The sequence below is a fragment of the Bacillus sp. OTU2372 genome (genome assembly GCF_038440275.1).
GTDB lineage: Bacteria > Bacillota > Bacilli > Bacillales > Cytobacillaceae > Neobacillus > Neobacillus bataviensis_B.
In genome coordinates this window covers 852,725-878,485 of the sequence record NZ_JASATK010000001.1, presented here as the reverse complement: position 1 = coordinate 878,485, position 25,761 = coordinate 852,725, and the positions used below count along the sequence as shown (strand labels likewise).

At 40.0% G+C, this 25,761-nt stretch carries 22 protein-coding genes and 1 riboswitch; of the genes, 9 read left to right on the top strand and 13 right to left on the bottom strand.

What is annotated here, in order from left to right; translation table 11 throughout:
• Positions 1–108: 108 nt before the first annotated feature.
• The 9 genes from AAHB15_RS04180 to AAHB15_RS04140 all read right to left on the bottom strand — a co-directional run bounded on the left by AAHB15_RS04180 (position 109) and on the right by AAHB15_RS04140 (position 9,968).
• Positions 109–1,467: an aspartate aminotransferase family protein gene (locus AAHB15_RS04180; RefSeq protein WP_335573408.1), complete on the bottom strand. Its 1,359-nt coding sequence runs from the start codon at positions 1,465–1,467 to the stop codon at positions 109–111.
• A 69-nt stretch (positions 1,468–1,536) separates the two neighbouring features.
• Positions 1,537–3,003, bottom strand: coding sequence for a CoA-acylating methylmalonate-semialdehyde dehydrogenase (locus AAHB15_RS04175; protein ID WP_342041787.1), 1,467 nt, complete (start codon positions 3,001–3,003; stop codon positions 1,537–1,539).
• 45 nt (positions 3,004–3,048) lie between these two features.
• On the bottom strand, positions 3,049–3,276 hold the full coding sequence (locus tag AAHB15_RS04170; protein ID WP_335573406.1) for a hypothetical protein: 228 nt from the start codon (positions 3,274–3,276) through the stop codon (positions 3,049–3,051).
• A gap of 81 nt (positions 3,277–3,357) precedes the next feature.
• Entirely contained in the window at positions 3,358–4,776 is a 1,419-nt protein-coding gene (gene hydA, locus AAHB15_RS04165) for a dihydropyrimidinase (protein WP_342041786.1), read from the bottom strand.
• A gap of 37 nt (positions 4,777–4,813) precedes the next feature.
• The gene (preA, locus tag AAHB15_RS04160) at positions 4,814–6,100 is read right to left on the bottom strand and encodes an NAD-dependent dihydropyrimidine dehydrogenase subunit PreA (protein WP_342041785.1); all 1,287 of its coding nucleotides are present in this window, start codon (positions 6,098–6,100) and stop codon (positions 4,814–4,816) included.
• Positions 6,101–6,134: 34 nt separating this feature from the next.
• Entirely contained in the window at positions 6,135–7,511 is a 1,377-nt protein-coding gene (locus AAHB15_RS04155) for an NAD(P)-dependent oxidoreductase (protein WP_342041784.1), read from the bottom strand.
• 35 nt (positions 7,512–7,546) lie between these two features.
• Positions 7,547–8,770, bottom strand: coding sequence for a Zn-dependent hydrolase (locus tag AAHB15_RS04150; RefSeq protein WP_335573402.1), 1,224 nt, complete (start codon positions 8,768–8,770; stop codon positions 7,547–7,549).
• A 324-nt stretch (positions 8,771–9,094) separates the two neighbouring features.
• Positions 9,095–9,685 (bottom strand): DNA-3-methyladenine glycosylase, encoded by a 591-nt coding sequence (locus tag AAHB15_RS04145; protein ID WP_335573433.1) that lies wholly within the window; start codon positions 9,683–9,685, stop codon positions 9,095–9,097.
• 73 nt (positions 9,686–9,758) lie between these two features.
• Positions 9,759–9,968, bottom strand: coding sequence for a hypothetical protein (locus tag AAHB15_RS04140; RefSeq protein ID WP_342041783.1), 210 nt, complete (start codon positions 9,966–9,968; stop codon positions 9,759–9,761).
• A 324-nt stretch (positions 9,969–10,292) separates the two neighbouring features.
• Here AAHB15_RS04140 and AAHB15_RS04135 point away from each other — a divergent pair, with 324 nt between their 5' ends.
• From AAHB15_RS04135 to AAHB15_RS04100, 8 genes are all read left to right on the top strand, one after another.
• Positions 10,293–10,439: a hypothetical protein gene (locus tag AAHB15_RS04135; protein ID WP_251562577.1), complete on the top strand. Its 147-nt coding sequence runs from the start codon at positions 10,293–10,295 to the stop codon at positions 10,437–10,439.
• Between the two features lie 260 nt (positions 10,440–10,699).
• A complete protein-coding gene (locus AAHB15_RS04130) occupies positions 10,700–12,067 on the top strand; it encodes an alkaline phosphatase (RefSeq protein ID WP_342041782.1) in 1,368 nt (455 codons plus the stop codon).
• A gap of 95 nt (positions 12,068–12,162) precedes the next feature.
• Complete coding sequence (locus tag AAHB15_RS04125) at positions 12,163–12,861, top strand: hypothetical protein (RefSeq protein ID WP_335573879.1); 699 nt, start codon at positions 12,163–12,165, stop codon at positions 12,859–12,861.
• Positions 12,862–12,945: 84 nt separating this feature from the next.
• Positions 12,946–13,054: riboswitch (TPP riboswitch) on the top strand.
• A 105-nt stretch (positions 13,055–13,159) separates the two neighbouring features.
• A complete protein-coding gene (locus AAHB15_RS04120) occupies positions 13,160–13,801 on the top strand; it encodes a thiamine phosphate synthase (protein WP_335573880.1) in 642 nt (213 codons plus the stop codon).
• A complete protein-coding gene (gene thiO / locus AAHB15_RS04115) occupies positions 13,785–14,912 on the top strand; it encodes a glycine oxidase ThiO (protein ID WP_342041781.1) in 1,128 nt (375 codons plus the stop codon). The genes AAHB15_RS04120 and thiO overlap by 17 nt, the downstream gene beginning before the upstream one ends.
• A gap of 10 nt (positions 14,913–14,922) precedes the next feature.
• Positions 14,923–15,126 (top strand): sulfur carrier protein ThiS, encoded by a 204-nt coding sequence (gene thiS / locus AAHB15_RS04110; protein ID WP_342041780.1) that lies wholly within the window; start codon positions 14,923–14,925, stop codon positions 15,124–15,126.
• A gap of 1 nt (position 15,127) precedes the next feature.
• On the top strand, positions 15,128–15,895 hold the full coding sequence (locus AAHB15_RS04105) for a thiazole synthase (protein ID WP_335573883.1): 768 nt from the start codon (positions 15,128–15,130) through the stop codon (positions 15,893–15,895).
• The gene (locus AAHB15_RS04100) at positions 15,892–16,911 is read left to right on the top strand and encodes a thiazole biosynthesis adenylyltransferase ThiF (protein ID WP_335573884.1); all 1,020 of its coding nucleotides are present in this window, start codon (positions 15,892–15,894) and stop codon (positions 16,909–16,911) included. Before AAHB15_RS04105 ends, AAHB15_RS04100 begins: the two co-directional genes overlap by 4 nt.
• Positions 16,912–17,006: 95 nt before the next feature.
• Here the strand turns inward: AAHB15_RS04100 and AAHB15_RS04095 are convergent, their stop codons facing one another.
• Positions 17,007–18,038, bottom strand: a complete 1,032-nt coding sequence (locus AAHB15_RS04095; protein WP_335573885.1) for a LacI family DNA-binding transcriptional regulator — start codon at positions 18,036–18,038, stop codon at positions 17,007–17,009.
• 326 nt (positions 18,039–18,364) lie between these two features.
• Between AAHB15_RS04095 and AAHB15_RS04090 the strand changes: the two genes are divergently transcribed.
• Positions 18,365–22,789: a pullulanase X25 domain-containing protein gene (locus AAHB15_RS04090; RefSeq protein WP_342041779.1), complete on the top strand. Its 4,425-nt coding sequence runs from the start codon at positions 18,365–18,367 to the stop codon at positions 22,787–22,789.
• Between the two features lie 87 nt (positions 22,790–22,876).
• Here AAHB15_RS04090 and AAHB15_RS04085 read toward each other — a convergent pair whose 3' ends face one another.
• From AAHB15_RS04085 to AAHB15_RS04075, 3 genes are read right to left on the bottom strand one after another with little or no spacing between them, the layout of a single operon-like run.
• A complete protein-coding gene (locus tag AAHB15_RS04085; protein ID WP_335573887.1) occupies positions 22,877–23,545 on the bottom strand; it encodes a DUF2306 domain-containing protein in 669 nt (222 codons plus the stop codon).
• 42 nt (positions 23,546–23,587) lie between these two features.
• Positions 23,588–24,277 (bottom strand): response regulator transcription factor, encoded by a 690-nt coding sequence (locus tag AAHB15_RS04080; RefSeq protein WP_144562292.1) that lies wholly within the window; start codon positions 24,275–24,277, stop codon positions 23,588–23,590.
• Positions 24,274–25,737 (bottom strand): sensor histidine kinase, encoded by a 1,464-nt coding sequence (locus AAHB15_RS04075; protein ID WP_342041778.1) that lies wholly within the window; start codon positions 25,735–25,737, stop codon positions 24,274–24,276. The genes AAHB15_RS04080 and AAHB15_RS04075 overlap by 4 nt, the downstream gene beginning before the upstream one ends.
• Positions 25,738–25,761 lie beyond the last annotated feature (24 nt).

The following is a 25,761-nucleotide window of genomic DNA, read 5'->3' as shown; positions in this document are numbered from 1 at the left end:
TTTCTATTGGTTAAACAATTATAGTACTTTACCTTTAGGAGAGCCCCGACAGGATTGGGTTCTTTTTATTTTCAAAGAATTACATAAATATCTCTAGATTACTATGACCTAATCTACCTTAAAAATAACTTCTCTTAACGTTTTCACAATAAACTCTAAATCTTCGTCTGTTGAGGATAATGGTGGTGAAAGCGTAAGAATATTATTATATCCTGCAACCGTTGCCCCGTTTTTACCAATAATCAATCCCTTATTCTTACATTCGGCGATAATCTGATCAATTTTAGCAGGAGCTACTGGTTCCTTAGTTTGTTTGTTGTCAACTAGTTCAATCCCTAGCAGCAAACCAAAATTGCGAATATCACCAACAAGCGGATGATTACTTAAATCATTTAGTCCTTGCCTTAACTGTGCACCTAAAGCTTGAGCACGCTCTACTAAATTTTCTTTTTCATAGATTTCTATATTTTTTAGTGCCACAGCGCATGCTGCAGGGTTTCCTCCAAACGTGTTGACATGCCGGAAATATCCAAATTCATCTGCACTCTTGAATCTTTCGTATAAATCTCGGCGAACAGCAGTAGCCGATAGTGGAAGATAACCGCTGGTAAGCCCCTTCGCCATTGTGACAATATCAGGTTTAAGGTCAAAGTGCATATGACCAAATTTTTTCCCCGTTCGGCCAAAGCCGCAAATCACCTCATCCATTATGAGGAGGACTCCATACTTTTGGCAAATCTCCTTTACTTTTTCCATATAAATAGGATCCGGTACCAGGACACCTCCCCCGGTGATGACTGGTTCCATAATGATCGCCGCAATGGATTCCTTGCCTTCCCATACAATAGTTTTTTCTATTTCTAAAGCGCATTGCAGATTAAATTGTTCAATCGTCTGCCCTTCTGGACGACGATAACTATCTGGCGGGCTAACATGAATAAAGCCTGGAGCAAGTGGTTCGTAATTAAATTTCCGAACTGCCTGCCCAGTGGCAGCCAAAGCCCCCATTGAATTCCCATGATAGGCTCGATAACGTGAAATAAATTTATAACGAGTTGGTTCCCCATTTTGCTGGTGATATTGACGAGCAATTTTAAAAGCGGTCTCATTTGCTTCGGAGCCACTGTTGGAAAAAAAGATGACATAATCCCCATCTAACCACTCATTTAATTTCTCTGCTAACTGGATGGCCGGGATATGACTTTGTGAAAGTGGGAAATAGGAAAGGCTTTTTAATTGTTCGTACGCTGCCTGGGCTAACTCTTCTCTTCCGTATCCCACATTTACACACCATAATCCAGACATGGCATCTAAGTATTTTTTACCATTGATGTCCGTAATCCAGGATCCTTTTCCTCCTACTGCAACGGTTGGGGCTGCTTTTTCTTTATATGGAGACATATGATGCCATAGATATTGCCGGTCTTTTTCAAGCAATTCATCTGCTTCATTTCTAATTATGGACATTTACTTTCGTCCTTCCTGTTTCGAAAGTTTAAACTCTGTTTGTAATCTTTACACTGGTTGTCTCTCATCCTATTCATAACGAGCAGTTAGCATTTTCTTCCTAGTATAAAATTCGATGCCGTCTGTACCATTTGCATGTAGATCACCATAGAACGAATCTTTGTAACCAGAAAATGGAAAGAAGGCCATTGGAGCTGGCACCCCAACATTAACCCCAAGCATCCCTGCATCAATTGTTTCCCGGAACTGACGCACGGCTGAGGCACTGTCGGTGTATAGGCAGGCACCGTTCGCAAATGGAGAAGCATTGGCAACATCAATGGCTTCCGTTAAGCCTTTTACTCTAACAATCGAGAGAACCGGTGCAAAAAGTTCCTCCTGCCAGATTTTCATATCTTTTGTAACATTATCAAAAATAGTAGGTCCAACGAAGTAGCCGGGTCCATTAATGGCTTCATCCTTACGACCGTCCCGCACCAGGGTAGCACCTTGAGCAATACCGGACTCGATATAGTCTATAGTCCTTGTCTTATTCCCTTCACGGATGACTGGTCCAAGGAAAACCCCATCAGCAAGACCATTCCCAATGATTATTTCATCCGCTAAAATAGATAATCGCTTGACCAATTCATCGGCAATACTTTCTTCCACCGCTACAACAGCGGCTGCCATACAACGTTCTCCGGCTGACCCAAAGGCTGCGTTAGTAATTTCTTTAGCAGCAAGATCCAGGTTTGCGTCTTTTAATACGATCGAATGATTTTTGGCACCAGACAGGGATTGGACCCGCTTCAGATTTGCAGTTCCTTTTTTATAAACATATTCTGCAACAGGCTGGGAACCGACAAAAGAGATCGCTTTGACATCTTTATGTTCGAGCAGCCCATTGACCACATCATGGGCACCATTGACAAGATTAAGGACTCCGTCTGGCAGGCCGGCTTCAGCCATTAATTCTACTAGGCGAGCCGCAAGGAGTGGTGTCCGTTCTGATGGTTTTAATACAAATGTATTTCCACACGCAATCGCAATCGGGAACATCCAGCATGGAACCATCATAGGAAAATTGAATGGAGTGATCCCGCCTACTACTCCGATAGGATAGCGATACATTCCCGATTCGAGATTTGTAGCGATATCAGGCAGCTGTTTACCCATCATTAATGTCGGCGCACCAGCAGCAAATTCAACACACTCTATTCCACGCTGTACCTCGCCCATAGCTTCAGAAAGAGCTTTCCCATTTTCAATCGTGACAAGCTTGGCCAGTTCATCCCAATGATCAACAAGGAGCTGCTGATACTTAAATAAAATTCGTGCCCGTTTTGGAACTGCTGTTTGGGACCATGTTTTAAAGGCCTCTTTCGCAACCCCAACTGCCTGATCGACATCTTCCTTTGTAGAAAGCGGGATCTCCGCTATTGTCTGGCCGGTTGCTGGATTGACTACAAATTCTGTTTGATTAGATTTTGACTCGACCCAATCTCCTCCAATATAGTTCTTTAAACGCTTGATTCCTTGTGTAAAAATTGTCATTCCCTCCTTATTTTTAAACTGGATATGCCAATCTTTCTGCCGCTTTCAAGGTTGACAGTTTTTTTGTTGAATTAATCTCACGGAAAAATACTTTCTTGCCGCAGGAGTTAATAGGTGAATTGTTTCCGTTTCCTTTGCACCATTGCTGTCCTTTTTCTCAAATAAAACATATGCTCCGCTTAAATTTTCCGTAACTGTTTTAATTTGAAATCCTTTTTGAATGAAATAATCAACTAGATCTCGTTCTTTAAGAAACTGTTGATATTCGGACATTATTCCTTTACTCCTTCCTCTAGTTAATTAGAGAAGGGTTAAAAACCCATCTTTCCTTAACCCGGCTTCTCTTGTAATCTCTTAAAATGTTAGAGTACTTTCTTGTTCGGACTTTTTATCTGATCTATACTTCGCACGTTTTAAAAATTGTCCGGCACCTGGTTTTCCAACAAACTGTTTATCACGGATAACAAATTCACCACGTGAAAGGACGGATACTGGTTCTCCAGTTACTTTTATTCCCTCGAATGCATTATAATCAACGGCCATATGGTGCGTTTCAGCCGAGATGACACGTTCCACAGTTGGATCAAAAATAACAATGTCAGCATCTGCACCAATGGCAATGGTTCCTTTTTTTGGATACAAACCAAATAACTTAGCGGCCTTTGTGGAAGTAATATCGACAAACTGATTAATCGAAATTCTTCCTTTCTTAACCCCCTCGGAGAAAAGAATACTAACACGGTCCTCGATGATGGGTCCTCCATTCGGAATTTTTGAAAAATCACCTTTCCCAAGGTCCTTTTGACCAACAAAGTCAAAGGAGCATTGATCAGAACCTAAGGTCTGCAATTGTCCTGTTTTTAAGCCATTCCATAACTCGGCTTGATTCCATTTCTCACGTAAAGGCGGAGACCAAACATATTTTGCTCCTTCAAAATTTGGCTTTTCTAAGTAGGATTGATCCAAAACCAAATACTGTGGACAAGTTTCTCCCCAGATATCGACGCCTTTGCTCCTTGCTTCGGCAATTTTACGGGCAGCTTCCGCACAAGATACATGGACCACATAAAGTTGAGATTTTGCCAGTCCTGTTAATGTCGCAGCTCTGCCAGTTGCTTCCGCTTCCACTTCTGGCGGCCTAGTCAGGGCATGATAAATGGGATCAGTATTACCATCTTCCAAGGATTTTTTGACTAAATAATCAATCACATCACCATTTTCCGCATGAACCATGACGAGGGCGCCAAGGTCTCTAGCAGCAATCAATGTTTTGAATAGTGTTTCGTCATCGGCTTGGAACTGATTTTTATAGGCCATAAATACTTTAAGGGAGGTGATACCCTCTTCTTCAATCATTTTAGGAAGCTCGGCTAGTTTTTCATTATTCATTTCTACAATTTGAAGGTGGAAACCATAATCAATTACCGCTTTATCTTTTGATTTGGCATGCCAAGTATCGACGGAACTTTTTAGTGTTTTCCCTTTTGTAGTTAAGCAGAAATCAATGATCGTTGTGGTTCCGCCAAAAGCAGCGGCAATCGTACCTGTTTCAAAGTCATCCTTTGTAACCGTTCCGCCAAACGGCATATCAAGATGGGTGTGTGGATCGACACCACCAGGGAACAGGTAACAGCCTTTTGCATCAATCACTTCTGCTCCAACGGCGGGTAAATTCGCTCCAATTTGAGTAACAACCCCATTTTCAATACAAACATCGGCCCGAAAGGTATCGGCTGCCGTTACAATGGTTCCGTTTTTAATGATTTTTTTCATGATAACCCTCCATGTCTCATTTGAAAATTAAGTCTCTTTATTTTTTTACAATATCAGTTTCACAAGAAAGTGCTCCGAGTGCCGCTTGCCTTTCATTCCATGTCATTGATGGAAGTTCACTTGGTACTTCAATCATGTCAATTGCACCATCAACCGGACAGACGATGGAACATAAATTACAGCCGACGCAGTCTTCTTCCCTAACTTTGAGAATACTGTTTCCTTGTTCATCTTTCAGCATATCGATACATTGATGGGATGTGTCCTCACAGGAGATATGGCATTTATTGCAATTAATGCAAACATCATTATTGATTCTGGCAACAATACTATAGTTCAAGTCAAGATTGCCCCAATCGGAGTATTTCGGTACAGATTTACCAACTAGATCTAGACAAGAAGCAATTCCCTTTTCATCTAAGTAATTATTTAATCCTTCAATCATATCTTCGACGATTCTAAAGCCGTGGTGCATGGCAGCCGTACAAACCTGGACACCGGTTGCCCCCATTAACATGAATTCGACTGCATTTTGCCAGTTCGATATTCCACCAATTCCAGAGATCGGGATATTAATCCTAGGATTTCTAGAACACTCCCCGACCATATGTAAGGCAATTGGTTTCACCGCTGGCCCGCAGTACCCTCCGTGTGCCCCCTTCCCGCCAACATGTGGAATGGTGTTCCAAGTATCAAGATCGACCCCTGCTAAACTATTAATCGTATTTATCATACTAACGGCATCTGCACCACCACGTACCGCCGCCTCAGCTGTAGTCGTAATATCGGTTATATTCGGAGTGAGTTTTACGATTACCGGAGTCTTAGCTACTTCCTTTACCCAAAATGTTTGTTTTTCAACAAGTGCCGGTACTTGCCCTGATGCAGATCCCATCCCTCTTTCTGCCATTCCATGAGGACACCCAAAGTTTAATTCAAGTCCATCTACGCCCACCGCTTCTACTTTTTTTACAATCTCATGCCATTTTTCTTGTTTTGGCTCGACCATTAACGAGGCAATGATGGCGTGATTTGGGAAACGCTTCTTAGTTTCGGCTATTTCTTTAAGGTTCACCTCTAGTGGGCGATCGGTAATCAGTTCAATATTGTTAAAGCCTGCTACTTTTTGTCCGTTAAAGCTGACGGCTGCAAATCGTGAAGAAGTATTGATGATCGGCTCACCCAGTGTCTTCCATACGGCACCGCCCCATCCTGCCTCGAAGGCACGTTGGACTTGATATCCTGAGTTTGTCGGGGGTGCTGACGCTAACCAGAATGGATTTGGTGATTTTATTCCAGCTAAATTAATCGATAAATCCGCCATAATCCTACCTCCTTTTTATACCTATTTAGTGAGCCTAAGCTGTTTCAACAATCGAAGGACTAAGTAATTGATGAATAGAATAGGCACTTTCTTTTCCTTGTTGTACGGCAGATACAACCATTGCATCTCCCTGTTGTCCTTTTCCAAATATGACATCTCCACATGCAAACACCTTTTGATTGGATGTTTGATAATTAGATGGATTAATCTTTACCACTCCACCGTTATGCTCTAAATGAAACTGTTCCACCAGTTCCACATATCTGGATTGACCATTAGCTTTTATAACGGCATCAACTTCAAGGATAAATTCAGTCCCTTTTATTGGAACAGGACTCCGGCGTCCATCTTCCCCTGGTTCTGCCAGCTCCATTTTGATACATTCGATCCCGTTTACATTCCCATGCGCATCGCCTAAAATCCTTACTGGCGCCGTAAGCCATCGAAATTCAACCCCATCTTGTTTAGCGAAATCATATTCAAATTCGTAAGCGGTCATTTCCTCCGATGTTCTTCTGTAAAGGATTTTGACATTGTCGGCCCCGAGACGAACGGAACTCGTTGCTGCATCGATGGCGGTGTTTCCTGCACCAATTACGGCAACCTTCTTTCCAAGAAGTTGACTAGAAATTGGTTTTGTTTTTGTTTCTCTTACAAATTCAATTGCGTCAAATACGCCTGATAAATCCTCGCCGCTGATCCCCAATTCCGGAACTTTGGACATGCCGATCGCGAGAATGATAGCATCATAGGTTTTCAAGATTTCTTGTACTGAAATATCTTTGCCTACTCTAGTGTTGGTTCGAATTTCTACATTCAAGCTCTCGATTTGCTTCACTTCCCAGTAGGAGATGTGGAGAGGGAGCCTAAACGCAACAATTCCATATGTGTTTAATCCTCCGGCCTTTTCCTCTGCTTCGAAAATAGTAACTTCATAACCCAGCAAAGCTAGTTCCCTTGCAGCCGACAAGCCCGCTGGTCCCCCGCCGACAATTGCAACCTTTTTCCCATTTTTCTGTCCAGGACTAAACAGGGATTGCTCATTTTGGATTGCCCAGTCCGTTGCATAACGCTGAAGGTTACCGATCATGATTGGCTTGGTAGAATGGTTTAAAACGCAGGAACCCTCACATAATTCCTCCGTTGGACAGACGCGCGCACAGCTAGCCCCAATTGGATTTGCCGTTAGAATGGTTTTGGCAGATCCTTTTAAATTGTCAGAAGCGATTTTCTTAATAAATGATGGGATATCAATCCCAGTTGGGCATGCTTTAACACATGGTGCATCATAGCAGTAAAGACAGCGATTCGACTCTTCCATTGCTTCTTGCTTTGTTAATGCAGGGATTATTTCTTGGAAATTCCGACTTAAATCTTTAGATGATATTTTTGAATGATTTTCCGCACTCAATTGCCAAAACCTCCTTTATATGAATAAATAATTAATTAAAAAGAGAGTACAGTTTCTAACAGGACATTTACTCCTTTTGCGCAATCATCCCAGGTGGTAAGCTCCTCTTCACAATGACTCTTTCCATTGATACTTGGAACAAAAATCATCGCAGTTGGTATATAGCTTGCTAGGAATTGAGCATCATGACCGGCACCGCTCACCATTCTTTTATACGAGTAGTTTAATGACTTAGTAGATTTCTCTAATAAATCGCATATTTTTTCATCAAATAATACCGTTGAGCGGTCCCACAATTTTTCAGTTTGGATGTCACAGCCCTCATTAGCCTGGGAGTGTTTGAGACCTAAGATAATTTCTTCGACTTGCTTAATGACCAATGGGTCTTTATGTCTAGCCTCTAATGAAAAAACTACTTTATTCGGAATAACGGTATGAATATTAGGAAGGACATTCATTCGGCCCATCGTAAAAACTAAATCCTTATCAAGAGCACTAAGCTTTTGACGGGCTTCGCTGATCAAGTTATTGGCAGCAAAGAGAGCATCCTTTCTCATGTCCATTGGAGTGGTACCAGCATGGTCGGATTCCCCTGTAATCTGAATTTCATAACAAACCATCCCAAGCACACATTCCACTACACCGATTGATAGAGACTCCCGTTCTAGAATCGGCCCTTGTTCAATATGTAATTCCAAGAATGCTGCTGCTTCTTTTAATCGGGATTCCTCTTTGCCAGCGTAGCCGATTGAATGTAACGCTTCTTCAAAAGAAATACCAGCTACGTCTTTTTTCTTTACCATTGCAGCTTTATCGAATTTACCTGACAATACTCCTGAGGCCATCATGGATGGTTCAAATCTTGCTCCTTCTTCATTTGTGATATTGGCGATTACGAGAGGAATACGAGGCTTAATGTTATTTTCAACTAAAGCACGGGCAACTTCTAAACCAGCTACTACGCCTAACACTCCATCAAACCGTCCACCTTTTTTAACGGAATCTAAATGGGAACCAATCACGAGCGGCGGCTTTTCTTCCACCCCAGGTAATTTCGCATAAATATTTCCCATATCATCAATTTCGACCGACATCCCCAATGCTTTACAGCAAGAGCAAAAATAATCCCTTGCTAAACGATCTTCTGCAGATAGAGCCAAACGTGTTACACCATTGTTTTCTGTGCGTCCGAAATTTGCAAATTGTTCAAGCGCGGCCTGTAATCGTTCTCCGCTGATAATAATTTTTTGTTGTTCCATAATCTATTATCTTCCCCTTTCATTTCTATTTGGTGTAGACAATGTACCTTTATTATTTCTTAAGCAGCCGACCTCTTCTTAATCGCTAAGCTCTAGCAAACCAATGTCTTTTATATGTTTTTTATATGTCTTTATAAAACCCTAGATTGATTATCTTTCTTATTCTTATAACATTCCATTATATGGTAAGATAACCTGACAGATTAATTAGGAAAGCGGTAATATTTTTTGTCATCGATTTAAAAACTGCTTCCTTTCTTCGAAATTTATGTAAACGGATACATTTTAGAACAAAAAACCTGATCCTATGTTGAAACAATAGGATCAGGTTTTTTGCTGTTTTGAAACATATTGATTATTAGTAACCCAGAAACGCCAAAGATAGTCTCGGGCTTCACCGGAGTTGTTAATTCCAATCCTTTTTCCGGCTGATATGCTTTCCGGGCAGATACCTTTGGCAATATATAAAGGTGGACAGGTCAGGGCGCGGCTATAGTCTTCCATTGAAATGCCCATTGATTTTGTTAGTTTGCCTGGGCCGTTCGTTAATTTTGTTAGTTCTTCCATGCCTCTTCTAAATTTCATTAACTCAATACCGAACACAGGTTCAAGAGCACGGACCAAAACGGCTTCTGGTTTTTCTTCACCGCCGCTAACTACATTGAAAAGGCAGTGAGTATGCATTACAAAAGTATAGGCAAGACCGGAACGATGGAACATAACCTCTGTTCTTTTCGTACGCCTGTTTTGATAGCTATGAGCCGCCCTGTCCCCTGGGCCAATGTATGCCTCTGTTTCTACAATATAACCTGCCGTAACTCCCTCCTTTGTTTCTTTTACAAGGAGACAACCGAGTAAAGCTTTTGCAAGTTCAAGTGTGGGCTGTTCATAAAACTCCTGAGGTAATGGTTCGATATCCTTAAAAAAATCTGCTATGTGTATTCACTCCATTGACATAATTTGTTTTATTATAAGATAGCTATTTACTTTAGATTGGTTTATCTTTCTCTGTAATAAACCATCCACCAGATTTTCTTTCTATATTAAAAACCTCTTCATCAAATTGTTTTCTCAAGACTTTATATTCCTCATTTTCTATTTTAACCATTGCTACTTTTATTTTCTTAACTGTTATTTCTGGATTCTGGACTTCAAAAATAAGGTTATGCATAATAAAGAAAGTTCTCTGGCGTTTCATTCACTCCACTTCCTTCCCCTACTTTTCTTATATATAGAATTTGTCAGCTATGATAAATATCCTTGTTATTTTTTTATAAAAATAAAATATTTTTTTAACTGCTTCTAAAAATATGTTTCTCCTCATTAGACATCTACTCCTCTAGCAGTGATTATATGAAAATTTACAGAACTTTTTCATTAAATTAGCATTTACTTAACAATTCTTAATTAATATATTATTAATGGGGCTAGCAAGAGTGTCTATCATGGGTATTTGGCAAAGTTAGAGCCCTATTGGTTATCATTTTACATAAAGATAAAGTTCATTTAAAGGAGTGGTATCATGCAAGACCAATTAGTTCAATATAACGGGAAAAATTATGTACTACTTTACCGTTACTCCTCAGATTATTGCGAAATCCAAGATACGAAAAACCGATATCAAATCCTTCTAGTTGAATACTCCAAACTTTCTTTTAATACAAATTAACGATCTAAACTAAAAAAGAAAGTTCATTATCAATAACCAAAAGGGCATGGAAAATTTCCATGCTTTTTTATTTTTAAAGACCCGAACGAACAAAAACCACTTCATTTTCACTAAGACCATCATCATATAAAACTAAAACCAATCTTTACATTATATTCATAATAGATTAATAATTTCACTTTATAGTTTACTAGTAACCAAAATTAAAATTTGATGAAAAATTCATTAATTTTAATTAAAAATCGGAGGAGGTTATTATTTTGTTTAAAAAAGTCTTAAAGAAGAAGATTTTACCTGTTGCAGTACTATCCACAGTAGCATTTGGGACTTTGCTTGGGGCCCTACATAATGACGTCGAAGCAAAGGAAGTTAAACAGAACAATGCAGAGATTAAGAATGTGATTTTCTTAATCGGTGATGGAATGGGAGTGTCTTATACTTCTGCTTATCGATATTTAAAGGAAAATCCCTCGACTAAAGAGGTCGAGCAAACAGAATTTGATAAATATCTAGTTGGACAACAAAAGACCTATCCGGAGGACCCTCATCAAAACGTGACAGATTCGGCTGCCGCAGCAACTGCAATGTCAGCAGGTATTAAAACCTATAATGCGGCCATTGGTGTAGATAATGACGGTTCATCTGTAAAAACTGTCCTTGAAGCAGCAAAAGAAAAAGGAAAATCAACTGGTCTGGTTGCGACTTCCGAAATTACCCATGCCACACCTGCTTCTTACGGTGCCCATGATGTCAGCCGTAAAAACATGAATGCCATTGCGGATGATTATTATGATGAAATGATCAATGGCGGACATAAAATTGATATCATGCTTGGAGGCGGCTTAAGCAACTTTGTTCGTCAGGATCGTGACCTTACAAAGGAATTCCAAAAAGACGGTTACTCCTATGTAACTAATAAAGAAGAAATGTTAAAAAGCAATAATTCTCGGATGTTAGGATTATTTGCTCAAGGCGGAATGCCAAAAATGCTTGATCGTGAAACCTCCATGCCTTCATTACAAGACATGACCGAAACCGCCTTAAATAAATTAAGCCAAAATAAAAATGGGTTCTTCTTAATGGTAGAAGGAAGCCAAATTGACTGGGCTGGACATGATAACGACATTGTGGCGGCGATGAGTGAAATGGAAGACTTTGAGAAGGCCTTTAAAGCGGCCATTGAATTTGCGAAAAAAGATAAGCATACTCTAGTTGTCGCAACAGCCGACCATTCAACCGGCGGATACTCGATTGGTGCTAGAGGTGATTATAACTGGTTTGGAGCTCCGATTGCAGCAGCAGAACGTACACCTGACTTTATGGCAGAACAAATTTCCAAAGGGGCAGATGTTGAACAAACACTAAAAAACTATGTTAATTTACAATTAACATCTCAAGAAATTGATTCTGTAAAAAAGGCTGCAGCATCTAAGAACGTTACCACTATTGATAATGCGATTGAGACTATTTTTGACAATCGTTCCGTGACAGGCTGGACAACTGGCGGACATACGGGTGAAGACGTCAACGTATACGCATATGGCCCTGGCAGCAACCTGTTTGCTGGAAATATTGATAATACGGACCAAGCGAAACATATCTTTGATATTTTAAAAAATGGCAAGTAATCTTGATAAAAAAATACCTATTTTTCCCGTTGGGCTTTGGTGTTCAACGGGAACTTTTTTGAAACCTACTATCTTATCTGAAAGGTGACCATCCTATGAAAATATTGACACCATTCATACTTGTTTTACCTCTTTTCTTGTTTGGCTGTAATGCCGTTCAAAATATAGAACCTACTGCAAAAGCAACTGAAAAACAAGAACATGTATCTGACAACCAGAAAGATAATTCAAATAATGAAAATAGTAGGGCTAAAACTTTATCTGATATATATGTCCCTAATCCACAAGTATCCGATGATACCAACCTCCTTCAAGTAGGGCAAACGATAAAAGATAGTAAAGGGACAATAAACTTAAAAGAGATTGCCGCACAAAATAAAAGTTATGCTATTGGACCGATTGAAATGAGAATCAAGAATGTCAAACTGATTCACAATATGCCGACCTATTCGTTAATGGATTACTTTCATTATTACACAGATGACTATGAAGAATTTGATTTTATTAAGGTGGAAGTGGAGCTAGTCAATAAATCAGATCAAACAGTACATTTTGGACCAGTTGCTCATCTAACTACAAGTAATAGTGAGACAAGAACTTTCAAGGATGACTTTTATATAGAGTATTTAGGCGGTGAAATAGAGCCTGAGGGTTCAAAGCAAGGAGCACTTGGGTTTATTATTGAAAAATCAACCCCTGAAGTCCAATGGCTAGAAATTCAAACGAGTGATGTGCTTGATCAAAACCATAAAGAATTAGGTAAGTCGCAAAACATAAAAATTGAATTTAATTAAGATTTAATTTAGAAAATTATTTGACATTTCTAACACTGGTGTTAATATTAAACATGAAGGTAATTATTATAAATTAATATGAAATTAATCCGCTAGAGGTGCCTTTTTAAAGGGCTGAGATTGAAGTGCTACTTCGGGACTCTATGAACCTGATCTGGGTAATACCAGCGTAGGGAAGTGGAAAACGGGCTATTTGAGTGCGCATGCATTTCATTTCAAATAATCAAACCACTTTCTTACATAGGAAAGTGGTTTTTTTGTTTTTCACTTATTTCAATAAGCGGTAGCTTCTTAAGGGGTGACGCGAATTTTAACAAATGCGAAAGAGTTACATATTATTTCGAACGGTAAGATGCCCATCGAGCAGTTACAGGAGATTTTGATCGATATCCACCCATATGTAACGTCGATTCACTTACGAGAAAAGCAAAAAACAGCAAGGGAACTTTTTCAAGCGATTGATCTGCTTTCTAAAGATATCCCCTTATCAAAACTGATCATTAATGACCGGGTGGATGTTGCTTTTACTACAAGGGTGGCAGGGGTTCAATTAGCCTTTCATAGTTTAGCGCCAGCGATAGTAAAAAGAGTTTTTCCGCAGTTAAGGGTAGGAAGTTCCATTCACTCCATATCAGATGGAGAAAAAGCCCTACGGGATGGTGCTGATTACGTGCTATTCGGTCACGTCTACCCTTCCCAATCTAAACCAGGTAAGACACCGAAAGGGATTGAGGAATTATCAAGGGTTACCAAGTTGGATATTCCGGTCATTGCGATTGGCGGGATTACACCCGAAAATACGAAACCAGTTATCCACGCTGGGGCAAGCGGCATTGCAGTGATGTCAGGAGTCTTAGATTCTCATGATCCTTTATCAGCAGTAAAATCGTATGTTAACGCATTAAAAGATGGAGATGGAAAAAGTGAAAAATTCATATGATGTTGCGATTATTGGCGGCGGAATAAACGGAAGTTCGATTGCCTACCAACTATCAAAGATGGGAAAAAAAGTGGTTGTCATTGAGAAGAACCATTTGGCCTGTGAAGCTTCCAGTGCAGCTGCCGGAATGCTGGCCGCACAAGCAGAGATTGAAGAGGATGGTCCCTTTTTTCAGCTAGCACTAAAAAGTCAGGCCATGTTTCCTGCCCTCTCAAATGAGTTATTAGACCTAACCGGGATTGATATTGAGTTTATCCAAAATGGGATGATTAAGATTGCCGAAACAGTAGAAATTGCAGCTGACGTTCAACAACAGGCAGCCTTCCAACGAAAGTGGGATACAGAAATAGAATGGCTTGATTCTCATAGTCTGCGAGAATTGGAACCCTCCCTTTCCCCTAGTGTGGCCGGCGGGATATATCTTCCTAACGACGGGCATGTCCAACCGGAAAAATTATCGCTAGCATTTGCAAAGGGAGCTGAACAATTCGGGGCGACAATCCTTGAAAATACCGAAGCCCTTTCATTTATCTATGAACAAGAAAGAGTCATCGGGGTTAAAACCACCTTAGGAAACTTCCATTGTAACCAGGTTGTCCTTGCAACCGGCGCATGGGCTTCAAGGCTCATGGCTGAAACAGGAATTGATATGACTGTTTATCCGGTCAAAGGTGAATGTTTTTCAGTAAAGACGGATTCTCCCATCATCAACAGGACTATTTTTTCAGATAAACGCTGCTATTTAGTTCCAAAACGCAATGGTGAAATCTATATTGGGGCTACCCAAGTTGATCATTCATTTGATAAAAATGTAACACCTGGCGGAATTGCAAGTCTGATAGAAAGAGCGGTTCAACTTGTGCCTCAGATTTTGGATGCCCCATGGGAGCGAGTATGGGCAGGTGTTAGACCGCAAACAGGGGATGGCCTCCCCTACATTGGTGAACATCCATTTTGGAAAGGTTTGTTCATTGCAGCCGGACATTACCGGAACGGAATTTTATTAAGCCCTGTTACAGGTACGCTTGTAGCTGATTTATTGGAAGGCAGACCGGATGAACAACTTCTCTCTGCTTTCCGGGTTGATAGAATTCAAGAAATGGTGCATTAGGGGGATACTGATGACAGTCTTATTAAATGGCGAATCTATACAATTACCTGAACAGATTATATCTGTTTCAGATTTACTAGCACATTATGAAATCCATGATAAAGTCGTTGTGGTCGAAGTCAATGGAGAGATTTTAAACCGTTTGGAACACCAAAGTACTAGATTATCAGATAAAGATCGAATTGAAATAGTCCATTTTGTAGGAGGCGGTTGACATGTTGAAAATAGGTTCATTATCATTTAATTCACGTTTATTGCTTGGAACTGGAAAGTACCCTAGCTATGAAACCCAAAAGGAAGCTGTAGAAGTTTCACAAGCGGAAATTTTAACATTTGCTGTACGAAGAATGAATATCTTTGAACCAAGTCAGCCTAACTTTTTGGAACAGCTAGACACCAATAAATATACGTTGCTTCCTAATACAGCTGGGGCAAAAACCGCCGCAGAAGCGGTGCGGATTGCTAAACTAGCAAAGGCATCAGGTCTTTGCGATATGATTAAAGTCGAAGTGATTGGCTGTGATAAAACATTACTTCCTGATCCAATCGAAACCCTTAAGGCAACGGAAGAGTTAGTAAAGGAAGGATTTATTGTCCTGCCTTATACTTCTGATGATGTAGTCTTAGCAAGAAAACTCCAAGAAGCAGGGTGTCATGCTGTTATGCCAGGAGCCTCACCAATCGGATCTGGCCAGGGTATTATTAATCCGGTAAACCTTAGTTTTATTATTGAACAAGCAGTGGTCCCCGTGATTGTTGATGCTGGTGTGGGCTCACCTGCCGATGCGGCTTTAGCAATGGAATTAGGGGCGGATGGTGTTTTATTAAATACAGCTGTTTCTGCAGCAAATGATCCGGTTAAAATGGCCAAAGCGATGAGTTTAGCGATTGAAGCTGGACGTTTAGGATATGAAGCTGGCCGAATCGAGAAAAAGAGGTATGCTACGGCAAGCAGTCCAAAGGAAGGAATGAGTATCGGGTGAATAATCGGTACTCACGGCAGGAATTATTTCCACCTATCGGAAAAGCTGGGCAGGAAAAAATATTAGCTAAACATGTTCTCATCATTGGAGCTGGTGCACTTGGCTCAGCAAATGCCGAAGCACTTGTCCGTGCCGGGGTTGGTAAGTTAACCATTGTGGATCGTGACTATGTGGAGTGGTCAAATTTACAACGGCAGCAGCTGTATACAGAAGAAGATGCTGAAAAAAGGCTGCCCAAAGTGATTGCAGCTAAAAACCGCTTAACAGCTATTAACTCTTTTGTAACCATAGAGGCATTGATTGCGGATGCCTCGGTTTTAGAGCTAGAAGAATGGGCGCAAAAAGTAGACCTCATCATTGACGCAACAGATAATTTTGAAACAAGAATGATGATTAATGATGTTTCCCAAAAGTATAAAGTTCCTTGGATTTACGGTGCTTGCGTTGGAAGTTATGGAATCTCGTACACCATTATTCCTGAAAAAACACCTTGTTTCTCTTGTTTACTAGAAACAGTTCCCCTAGGAGGATTAACCTGTGATACAGCTGGAATTATTAGTCCAGCAGTGACCATGGTGGTATCCTATCAAATCAGTGAAGCCTTAAAAATTTTGGTTGGTGACTTAGATTCATTACGAAACAAATTAGTTTCTTGTGATTTATGGAAAAACCAGTTTAGTGCAATTAAAGTAGACCAATTGAAAAAAGAGGATTGTCCCAGTTGCGGGGAAAAGCCCTCGTACCCCTATTTGTCTTATGAAAACCAAACAAAGACAGCGGTACTGTGTGGAAGAGACTCTGTTCAGATACGCCCTTCTTTTCCAATTGTCCGGGATTTAGTGGCATTAGAAAAAGTTTTAGAGAATCAAGGGAGAACCGTACAGCGAAATCCTTACCTTTTATCTTTCAGTCTAGATCCTTACAGACTAGTCGTTTTTAAAGACGGAAGGGTTTTAGTACACGGAACGAAGAATTTATCTGAAGCAAAAGCGTTATACCATCGATATTTAGGATAGAAAATACGAAAAATAATAAGAGGTTCCTTCAAGATCTGCCGTTTTAATAAACAGCCTTCTGGAAGGAACCTCTTTCTTTTTAAGGTTATTCAATCTTATTTCTCTTTATGGAGTCGACTACATGAAGAACGTTCAACCAATTGATGTGAAATGATAATTCGTTTGGTGGGTTCTGTACTGCTTTCAATTTTCTCGATTAAGCCCCTTGATGCTTCAAATCCAAGTTTTAAAATGTTGATATCCACCGAAGTTAAAGGCGGCTTTGACATTTCTGAAAGTAAGATATTATTAAAGCTGACAACAGAGATATCTTCTGGAACTTTTATTCCAGATTCATCTAGCTTATTAAGGACTCCTAGTGCCATGAAATCATCCACAACTAACAGCGCAGTTGGACGCTGGTGTAGTGCCATTAACTCATTAACTGCCTCTTGCCCCCCTTCCCTTAGGAATTCCTCATGTTTGATATATTCCTCTTTAATGGGAATATTTGAATTCTCTAAAGCCTGTTTATATCCATTTAACCGGTCGACAGTAACCATTAGTTCTGGTCTTCCGCCAATAAAAGCAATTTGACTATGCCCTTGGCCGATCAAATATTCTGTAGCTTCTTTCATGGCACGAACATTATCATTATCAACATGAGTGATCTCTTCTATATATTTAGCAGGTTTTCCAATAACCACAAAAGGAAAATGGATTTCTCTTAAATACTCAATGACCTTATCTTCAACTTTGGAATTTAAAAGAATCATTCCATCCACTCGTTTTCCTTGAACCATTTGAATGACTGCCTCAAGAATTTCCTGTTGTGATCTTCCTGTTGTCATCTGCAAGGAATATTTTTTTTCGTGTACTCCTTCGCTAATTCCCTGAAGGACTGTTGGAAAGAAAGGATTTTGAAAAACAACATCCCCAGAGCTTGGCATAACAAGCCCAATGGTTTGTGTTGCTTTACTCGAAAGACTTCTAGCATTCAAGTTAGGATGGTAGCCAAGCTCCTCCATCACTTTTTTTACTTTTCGTTTCGTTGCCTCACTAATCCTAGGATTATTTGCAATTACTCTTGAAACCGTTGACGGCGCAACATTTGCAAGCTTTGCCACCTCTTTGATTGTAACAGTCATTTACTCCATCCTTCTCATAGGGATTTTCATCTCATCTTATCATAACAGAAATAGTACTTTGGTCGCATCACAAAGTACAATCATTATGGGTTTGTTATTATCTCAACAGTAAACTAACTAAAAATTATTTTCAGAAAAATTAGACTCTTAATCTAACTTTCTATTGAATTAACCAGCAAAAAATAGTATTATTTGTTTGTGAAAACGATTGCACTCCGCTTCTTGTTTTTTTGCTATCTTACTAGATCCGTAATAGAAGGATAGTTATGTCATTTTGTGCAAACGATTTCCCAACTAAATATAACATAGGGAAAAGGGGTTTTTCTATGAAAAAGAAGCAGCGAACACTATTGTCGCTTGTCACCATTACAGGATTAATTCTGCAACTGTTGGCAGGTTTCTCAAGCGAAACGGTAAATGCAGCAGAAACTGTAACTAAGCAGGTTGTTCTTGTAGGGAATTTACAAAAAGCGTTAGGAAACGCTGGGGACTGGGATCCCTCATCCGCTGTAACGAAAATGGCCGACCAAAGAAATGGGCTATACACCTTTACAGGGACATTGCCGGCGGGTACATATGAGTACAAAATCGCCATCGGCGGAAGCTGGGATGAAAATTACGGAGAAGGTGGAACTCCCGGCGGGAACAACATAAAATTATCGTTAAATGAACAAAAAGATGTCACCTTCTACTACAATGATAACACACACTCCATTGCCGACAGCACCCATTACACTCCATTATCTGGGGACAGACAGCCCCGCATTGCTGGAACCCTTCAGCCTGCAATTCAGGCAGGTCCAGCATGGAGCCCTGCAGAATCAACCGCCTTGCTAACAGATGATCATTTTAACAATGTCTACTCTTACACTGCAAAGGTGCCAAAAGGAAGCTATGAATTCAAGATTGTTCTAGGCAAGGACTGGACGGAGTCTTACCCATCTTCAAATGAAAAGCTAAATGTACTAGCTGATACAACCATCACATTTTTCTATAAACAAGAAACGAATGAAGTATATACAGATTATAAGCCAAGCGGATTGGATGGTTTAATTGATAAGTCTGCGCTTTATCATGATTCATGGGACAAAGTCTACCGGACACCATTCGGGGCAATTCCTGCTAATCAACCAGTAACCTTGCGTGTGTCCGCTAAGAAAGGTGACCTGACAAGAGCTAGACTATATGTTAAGAACTATAATACGGGAACCTCAAATGTTATTTCTATGAAAAATGCCGGCTGGGCTGATACAGCTGACAAAGGGGCAGTTGAATTCTGGGAAGCTGCATTCACCCCTGCTGACAAAGGAATCTACGGATATAAATTCATAGTTGGCGATCAAGATGCAACCGCTGAGTACGGAGAAGATACACAGGAAGGCCATACGGGGAAAGCGGAGGATAAAAATGCAGGCTTATTCCAATTAACAGTATACGATCCGTCCTACAAAACACCAGATTGGATGAAAGAAGCTGTGGTCTATCAAATCTTTCCGGATCGTTTTTATAATGGAAACAAAGTAAATGACACTGCGAAGGATCAGATTGGAGCACGCGGCAGCCAGCCAATTGAACATCCCGACACTTGGTCATCATTGCCTGATAATCCATATGAACAAGGCACTGGTTCCTATAAAGGGGATGGAGAATTTACCAACGACTTTTTTGGCGGTGATCTTGCCGGTATCAAAGCAAAGCTAGATTATCTTCAATCTCTAGGCATTAATACACTATATTTAAACCCAATAGCCCTTGCACCATCCAACCATAAATACGATGCGGCCGATTATAAACAGGTCGACCCAATGTTTGGCTCGAAAAAGGAATTCGAGGATTTTGCAAAAGAATTATCAAAACGTCATATGCACCTCATTTTAGACGGAGTCTTTAACCATGTTTCCGATGACTCTATCTATTTCGACCGTTATAACAAATATAAAACCGTAGGTGCTTATGAATATTGGTCACGTATTTATGACTTGATGAACCAAGAAAAATTAACCGAACCAGCTGCCAAAGAAAAAGCGAAGAAGCAATTTATTGACCAAGGCCAAACCTTCAGCCCATACGGTTTTGAAAACTGGTTCGATATCAAAAATGAAAAAGTAGACAATGAAAAAGTTAACGGTGTTTCAACAGGTCAGCATTATAAGTATGACGATTGGTGGGGCTATGATAGTCTGCCAGTGTTTAAATCAGTGGATGGTACCAAGGTCGACCACCCAAGTGAACTTAACAACACACAATTGGCCAATTATATTTTTTATGATAAGGATTCTGTTGCAAAGACATGGATTGATCAAGGTTCATCTGGCTGGAGGCTTGATGTAGCGAATGAAGTTGACAGTTCCTTCTGGCAGGAATTCCGCAAGCAAATGAAATCAAAAACGATGACAGGAGCTGGAAAAACACTTCAAAAAGAGGAAGAGCCTCTTATTTTAGGTGAGATTTGGGATGATGCATCCAAGTATTTCTTGGGAGATCAATATGACTCTGTAATGAACTATCGTTTCCGCGGCGCCATCTTAGATTACTTAAAGAACGGCAATGCAGTTAATGCACAGAACACCCTCCTCGCTGTACAAGAGGACTATCCAAAGGAAGCATTTTATGCCCTTATGAACCTAATGGGATCCCATGATACAGCTCGTGCAATCTTCCTGTTAGGCAATGGCACAGATACGTATTATAGAGCAGAACAAGATCCGAACTACAATTACAATGAAGGTGTCAATCGAATGAAACTGGCTTCCATTCTTCAAATGGGTTATCCAGGAGCACCGACCATCTATTATGGGGATGAAGCAGGTCAAACCGGATCAAAAGACCCCGATGACCGCCGAACGTATCCTTGGGGTAAAGAAGATAAATCCCTGATTGCCCATTATCAAAAAATTGGGCAAATCCGTAAGGAAAATGCCGACCTATTTGCCTATGGAGATTTGCACCACGTTTATGCAAAAGGTGATGTATTGGCCTATGTCCGAACAAAAGGGACAAAATCTGGCCTCGTGATTGTCAACAGAGGGAAAAATTCACAAACGGTTGAAATCGATACAAAAGAGCTGCTAGCAAATGGTCTTCGTTTTGTAGACCAATTAGATAAGAAATATGAATCCACAACAAGGGATGGCAAACTTTCACTAACCGTACCTGCTGAATCAGGCCGGATGTTACTAACAGTTAATGAAGTAAAACAACCAGTATCCGTTAAAGATGTAAGAGGCGCTGCGGGTTCTAAACAGGTTACAATAAGCTGGACAGGAAATGGTGCCAAATACAATGTTTATCAATCTACTGTTTCTGGTGGACTATGGACAAAAGTTAAAGAAACAACTAATCCATCTGTAACCATTTCCAATTTAGATAATGGCCGTACCTATTATTTTGCCATTACAGCTGTAGATGGAAATGGTAATGAATCGGTACCTGCAGCCACATCCGGCTTAGTTCCACATTTCGATGTGACAAAGGCAAGTATTAAAGATCTGACAAAATTAGAGAACGGAGAACTGAATCTGGCGAAAGCTTCGAATGTAAATGCAACGTTTTACTTGTCTGGTGCGACTGAAGCTGGCGCAGCAGAAGGAGTTACAGCTGAGCTTCAAGTAAGGCTAAAAGGACAAACAACATGGCAATCCTCCCCTGCCCTATATACTGGACAGGCACAGGATGGCCAAGCAAATGAGTTTCAAGGAAGCTTTACGGCCTATGAAGCTGGCACTTATGAGTACCGGTTGGCCTTTACACCTGATTTAGGGACGACCTGGGTTTACTCTGCAACAGGAGAAGTGACCTATACTCATAGTACATCTGATACGACCCCGCCTGCTAAAGAAGTTGTATTGGATACACCGGTTAAAGAGTCGGGTCAAGTCAATTTAACTTGGAAACTATCAGAGCCAGAACAGCCATATAAAGCGTTAATCTACCGTGATGGCCAAGTTCTTACAACCTTAAACGGGGATGTTACCTCCTTCCGTGATTATCAGGTAGCCAATGGCACCTCCTATAAGTACCAAATCCGCATCTTTGATCAGGCAGGAAACTATGTAGATTCAAACACCGTAAGCGTAACACCGGAAATTGTCATGGTTCAGGTCACCTTTAAAGTGCATGCACCGGACTATACTCCATTGTCCGCTCAAGTTAATATCCCTGGCAGCTTAAATGGATGGAATACCGGAGCTTGGTCGATGAGCCGAAATGGTGCGGTAACAGCTGATTGGGAATATACAATGGAGTTAGAAGAAGGAACCGAGCTTACCTATAAATATGTAAAAAACAATTCTTGGGAACAAGAAGGTTTAACTGACCATACCCCCAACGATCCATCAGATGACGATATTAGCTACTATGGCTATGGTGCACAGGGAACCGATATGAAAATTGTGGTGGCCAATCAAGGGAATAACAAAATGCTTGTCCAGGATACCATCCTGCGCTGGATTGATCTTCCATTAGTCGTGAGTCAAATCAGTGTGAGCGGTTCGACTATGACCGTCACGGGAAATGCCATTAAAGGCGCAGACTTTACCATAAATGGAGAAAAAGTAGAGGTGGGTAATGATATGAATTTCACCCAAGCATTCACGCTGCAAGCTGGTCAAACTTCTGTACCAGTTCACATTGAGCCTTCTGCCGAAACAAAGTCGACCATTTTTAAAGGTGACGGCGGATCGATTAATAAGAACACTAAGAACTATTCGATTGATGTCGAATCAAAAACAATAAGTGAAATAAAAAATTAGTATTAAAGAAGGTCTGCCAATTTCAGGCAGACCTTCTTCTTATAAATATTAACCACGAGTCACACATAATTATTATAGTTTGCACTTTTAAATCTGTATCCCGTCCCTTTGTGCATTGTTTGATTTAATTTTGCCAGAGCTAAGTATCCTCCACTCTATAATAATAAAATTAAGAATAAGTCCTACCCAAATATTTACGTTTAACACTTCTTCAATCATCTTCTCTCTTCCTGCTGGCAGAGAAAACCCGTTTAGTATATAGTAAGTTAAAAGTAAAACAGGCACCAATAAGCGAGCACTCACCGCCGCTAAGGTAACAGCATAACTACGGACCATCCAGCAACGATGTTCATTCATTTCTTTTCCAACTGCCGCTCTTAAACCTTTCCAGCATGTATAAAGCCATATCAAAGATAAGACTAGAAAAGAAATCGCTTTTGTGAAATTCTCAGCATAGAAAACCAGCACTAATGCAAGTAATCCGCTTATTAAGATGCTGCCAACGTACAGCCGGCCTAGAAAACGATGAATCTTCGGCTTTTGAAGACGAATACGTTTTATAAATTGTATAAAGCCCGAAATTAATGCCAAACAAGCAAATACAATATGAGCAATAAGAACAGGATATTGAATTGTTGGCGATATAATCACGACACGACTATTATCAGGATTGAAAGTTAAATATGGGGCGACAAACGGAGTCATAACTCCAATGGATACAATAACTAATAGCCACCAGTTTTTTTTCGAATTCATCTAGCTCTCTCCCTTCTGTCCTCTGTTTCCTCTAAAAAATAATTATCCTTTAAATCGATAGCCTGCCCCCCATACAGTTTCGATAAATTGTGGCGTGGCCGGATTTGTTTCAATTTTTTCGCGGATTTTTCTTACATGTACCGTGACAGTTGCTAGATCCCCAAATGAATCTAGTCCCCAAATCCGTTGAAAGAGATGTTCTTTACTAAAAACCTGGTTGGGATGTTCAGCGAAAAACAATAACAAATCAAACTCTTTAGCTGTTAGCCCAATCTCTTTTCCATTTATAAACACATGCCTGGATGTTCTGTTAATATGAAGACCGCGGACTTGTACCTCATCATAAGCAGCTACATTCTTGCGAACTAATCTATCATACCTTGCCAAGTGTGCTTTAACCCTCGCTACCAATTCACTCGGACTAAATGGTTTGACAATATAATCATCTGCTCCGAGCCCAAGCCCACGAATCTTGTCAACATCCTCCATTTTTGCTGTAACCATTAAAATCGGTATATCTTTTTCCTTTCGAATTTGTTTACATATCTCGAAACCATTCACTTTGGGCAGCATAACATCTAGTAGAATTAAGCAGTATGGTTTACTTAATGCCGCATCTAGTCCCTTTTTCCCGTCAGTGATAATCTCGACCTCGAAGCCCTCAATCTCTAAATAATCCCGCTCTAACTCAGCGATACTCTTTTCATCCTCGATAATTAAAATACGTTTCATGCATGGTCACCTGTTTCTTCTTGTTTTGAAAGTGTAAATTTAATAATTAATCCCTGACCAGGAGGACTTTCCGCCCATATCATACCACCATGAGCCTTAATAATTTGAGCTGCGATTGCAAGACCTATTCCACTTCCACCCGTAGTGGAATTACGGGATGGATCCCCCCTATAAAAGTGATTAAATATGCTAGAAAGGTCTCCACTTGGAACACCTGGTCCGTTATCACCACTCGAGACCTCTATGAGATCTCCTTGTTCTTCTACTGAAATACAAATCATGCATTGATCCTTATCCCCATATTTCACACTATTATAAATAATATTGTTCATGACCCGAATCATTTTATCTCGATCTAATAATACATTTGTACGGGAATCTCCTTTTATCTCTAAAAATAATTGTACGTTTTCTTGACGCATTTCAAGCCTTAGTTCCTCTACATAATCTTTGAGGTAAGCGATAATATCGACATTTTCAAAATAAAATGAAATTCCATTCATATCAAGTTTAGAAAATAGGAACAACTCATCGATTAAGCGGTCTAACTGCGCTGCCTTAATATGAATGGTATTAAGGTACCTTTTTAGCTTTTCTTCTGTGTTCGCCACTCCATCCTTAATTCCTTCGACATAGCCGCGAATGGTTGTAATGGGCGTCTTTAAATCATGTGAGATATTAGCAATTAATTCTTTGCGATTCCTTTCATATTGCTCTCTTAATTCCGCTGCATTTTTTAATTTCTGTCTCATTTCATCAAAATGATTAACGAGTTTTCCCAATTCGTTTTTACTAGATGAGGCCAGCTTAAAATCCAGTTGACCTTGACTAATGTTGGAAGCCGCATCAGCTAGCTGTTCAATTGGCTTTAAAATTCTACGTGACATGAACAAAGAAAGGAGTGCATTTGTAAAAACAACAATGATAACCAATCCAATAAAAATCATTGGAAAGAATTTTTTGGCAAATTGAATAAATGGCACTCCTTCATCCAACAAAAGAATGGATCCTTTCTTTCCGTCCTGAAAGTAAAAATCATGCTGCCATAAAGCATATGGGTGGTCCCCAATCCATGTAGCCGCCATGTACCCTTCATTGCCGAAACTAGGTAATTTTTCATTTTTTAGATCTTTTACTCGATTGGAAATATACAACACCTTCTCATCTTTGCGGATAATAACTCCAACGTTTTTACCTGTTAATTTCTTTGTTATTGAGTCGGTGAATGATGGATTTAAGAATTTTTCTGATTCAAGAGAGGCTGTTTTCTTTAAATCCGTAAATAATTGATTATTGGTTCCGGAAGGTTGTGTTTGCCATCGATGTTGAAAGTTTTGGGTCCAATTTTTCATACCCCCGCCGATCACAATATTAAGCAATAGAAAATAAAGGAAAAACACTATAATAGGTATCATTATCATGGCTGCATTTGAAATAAATAGGCTTTTGCGAATGGACATAAAATCACCCTTCAAACTAATTTC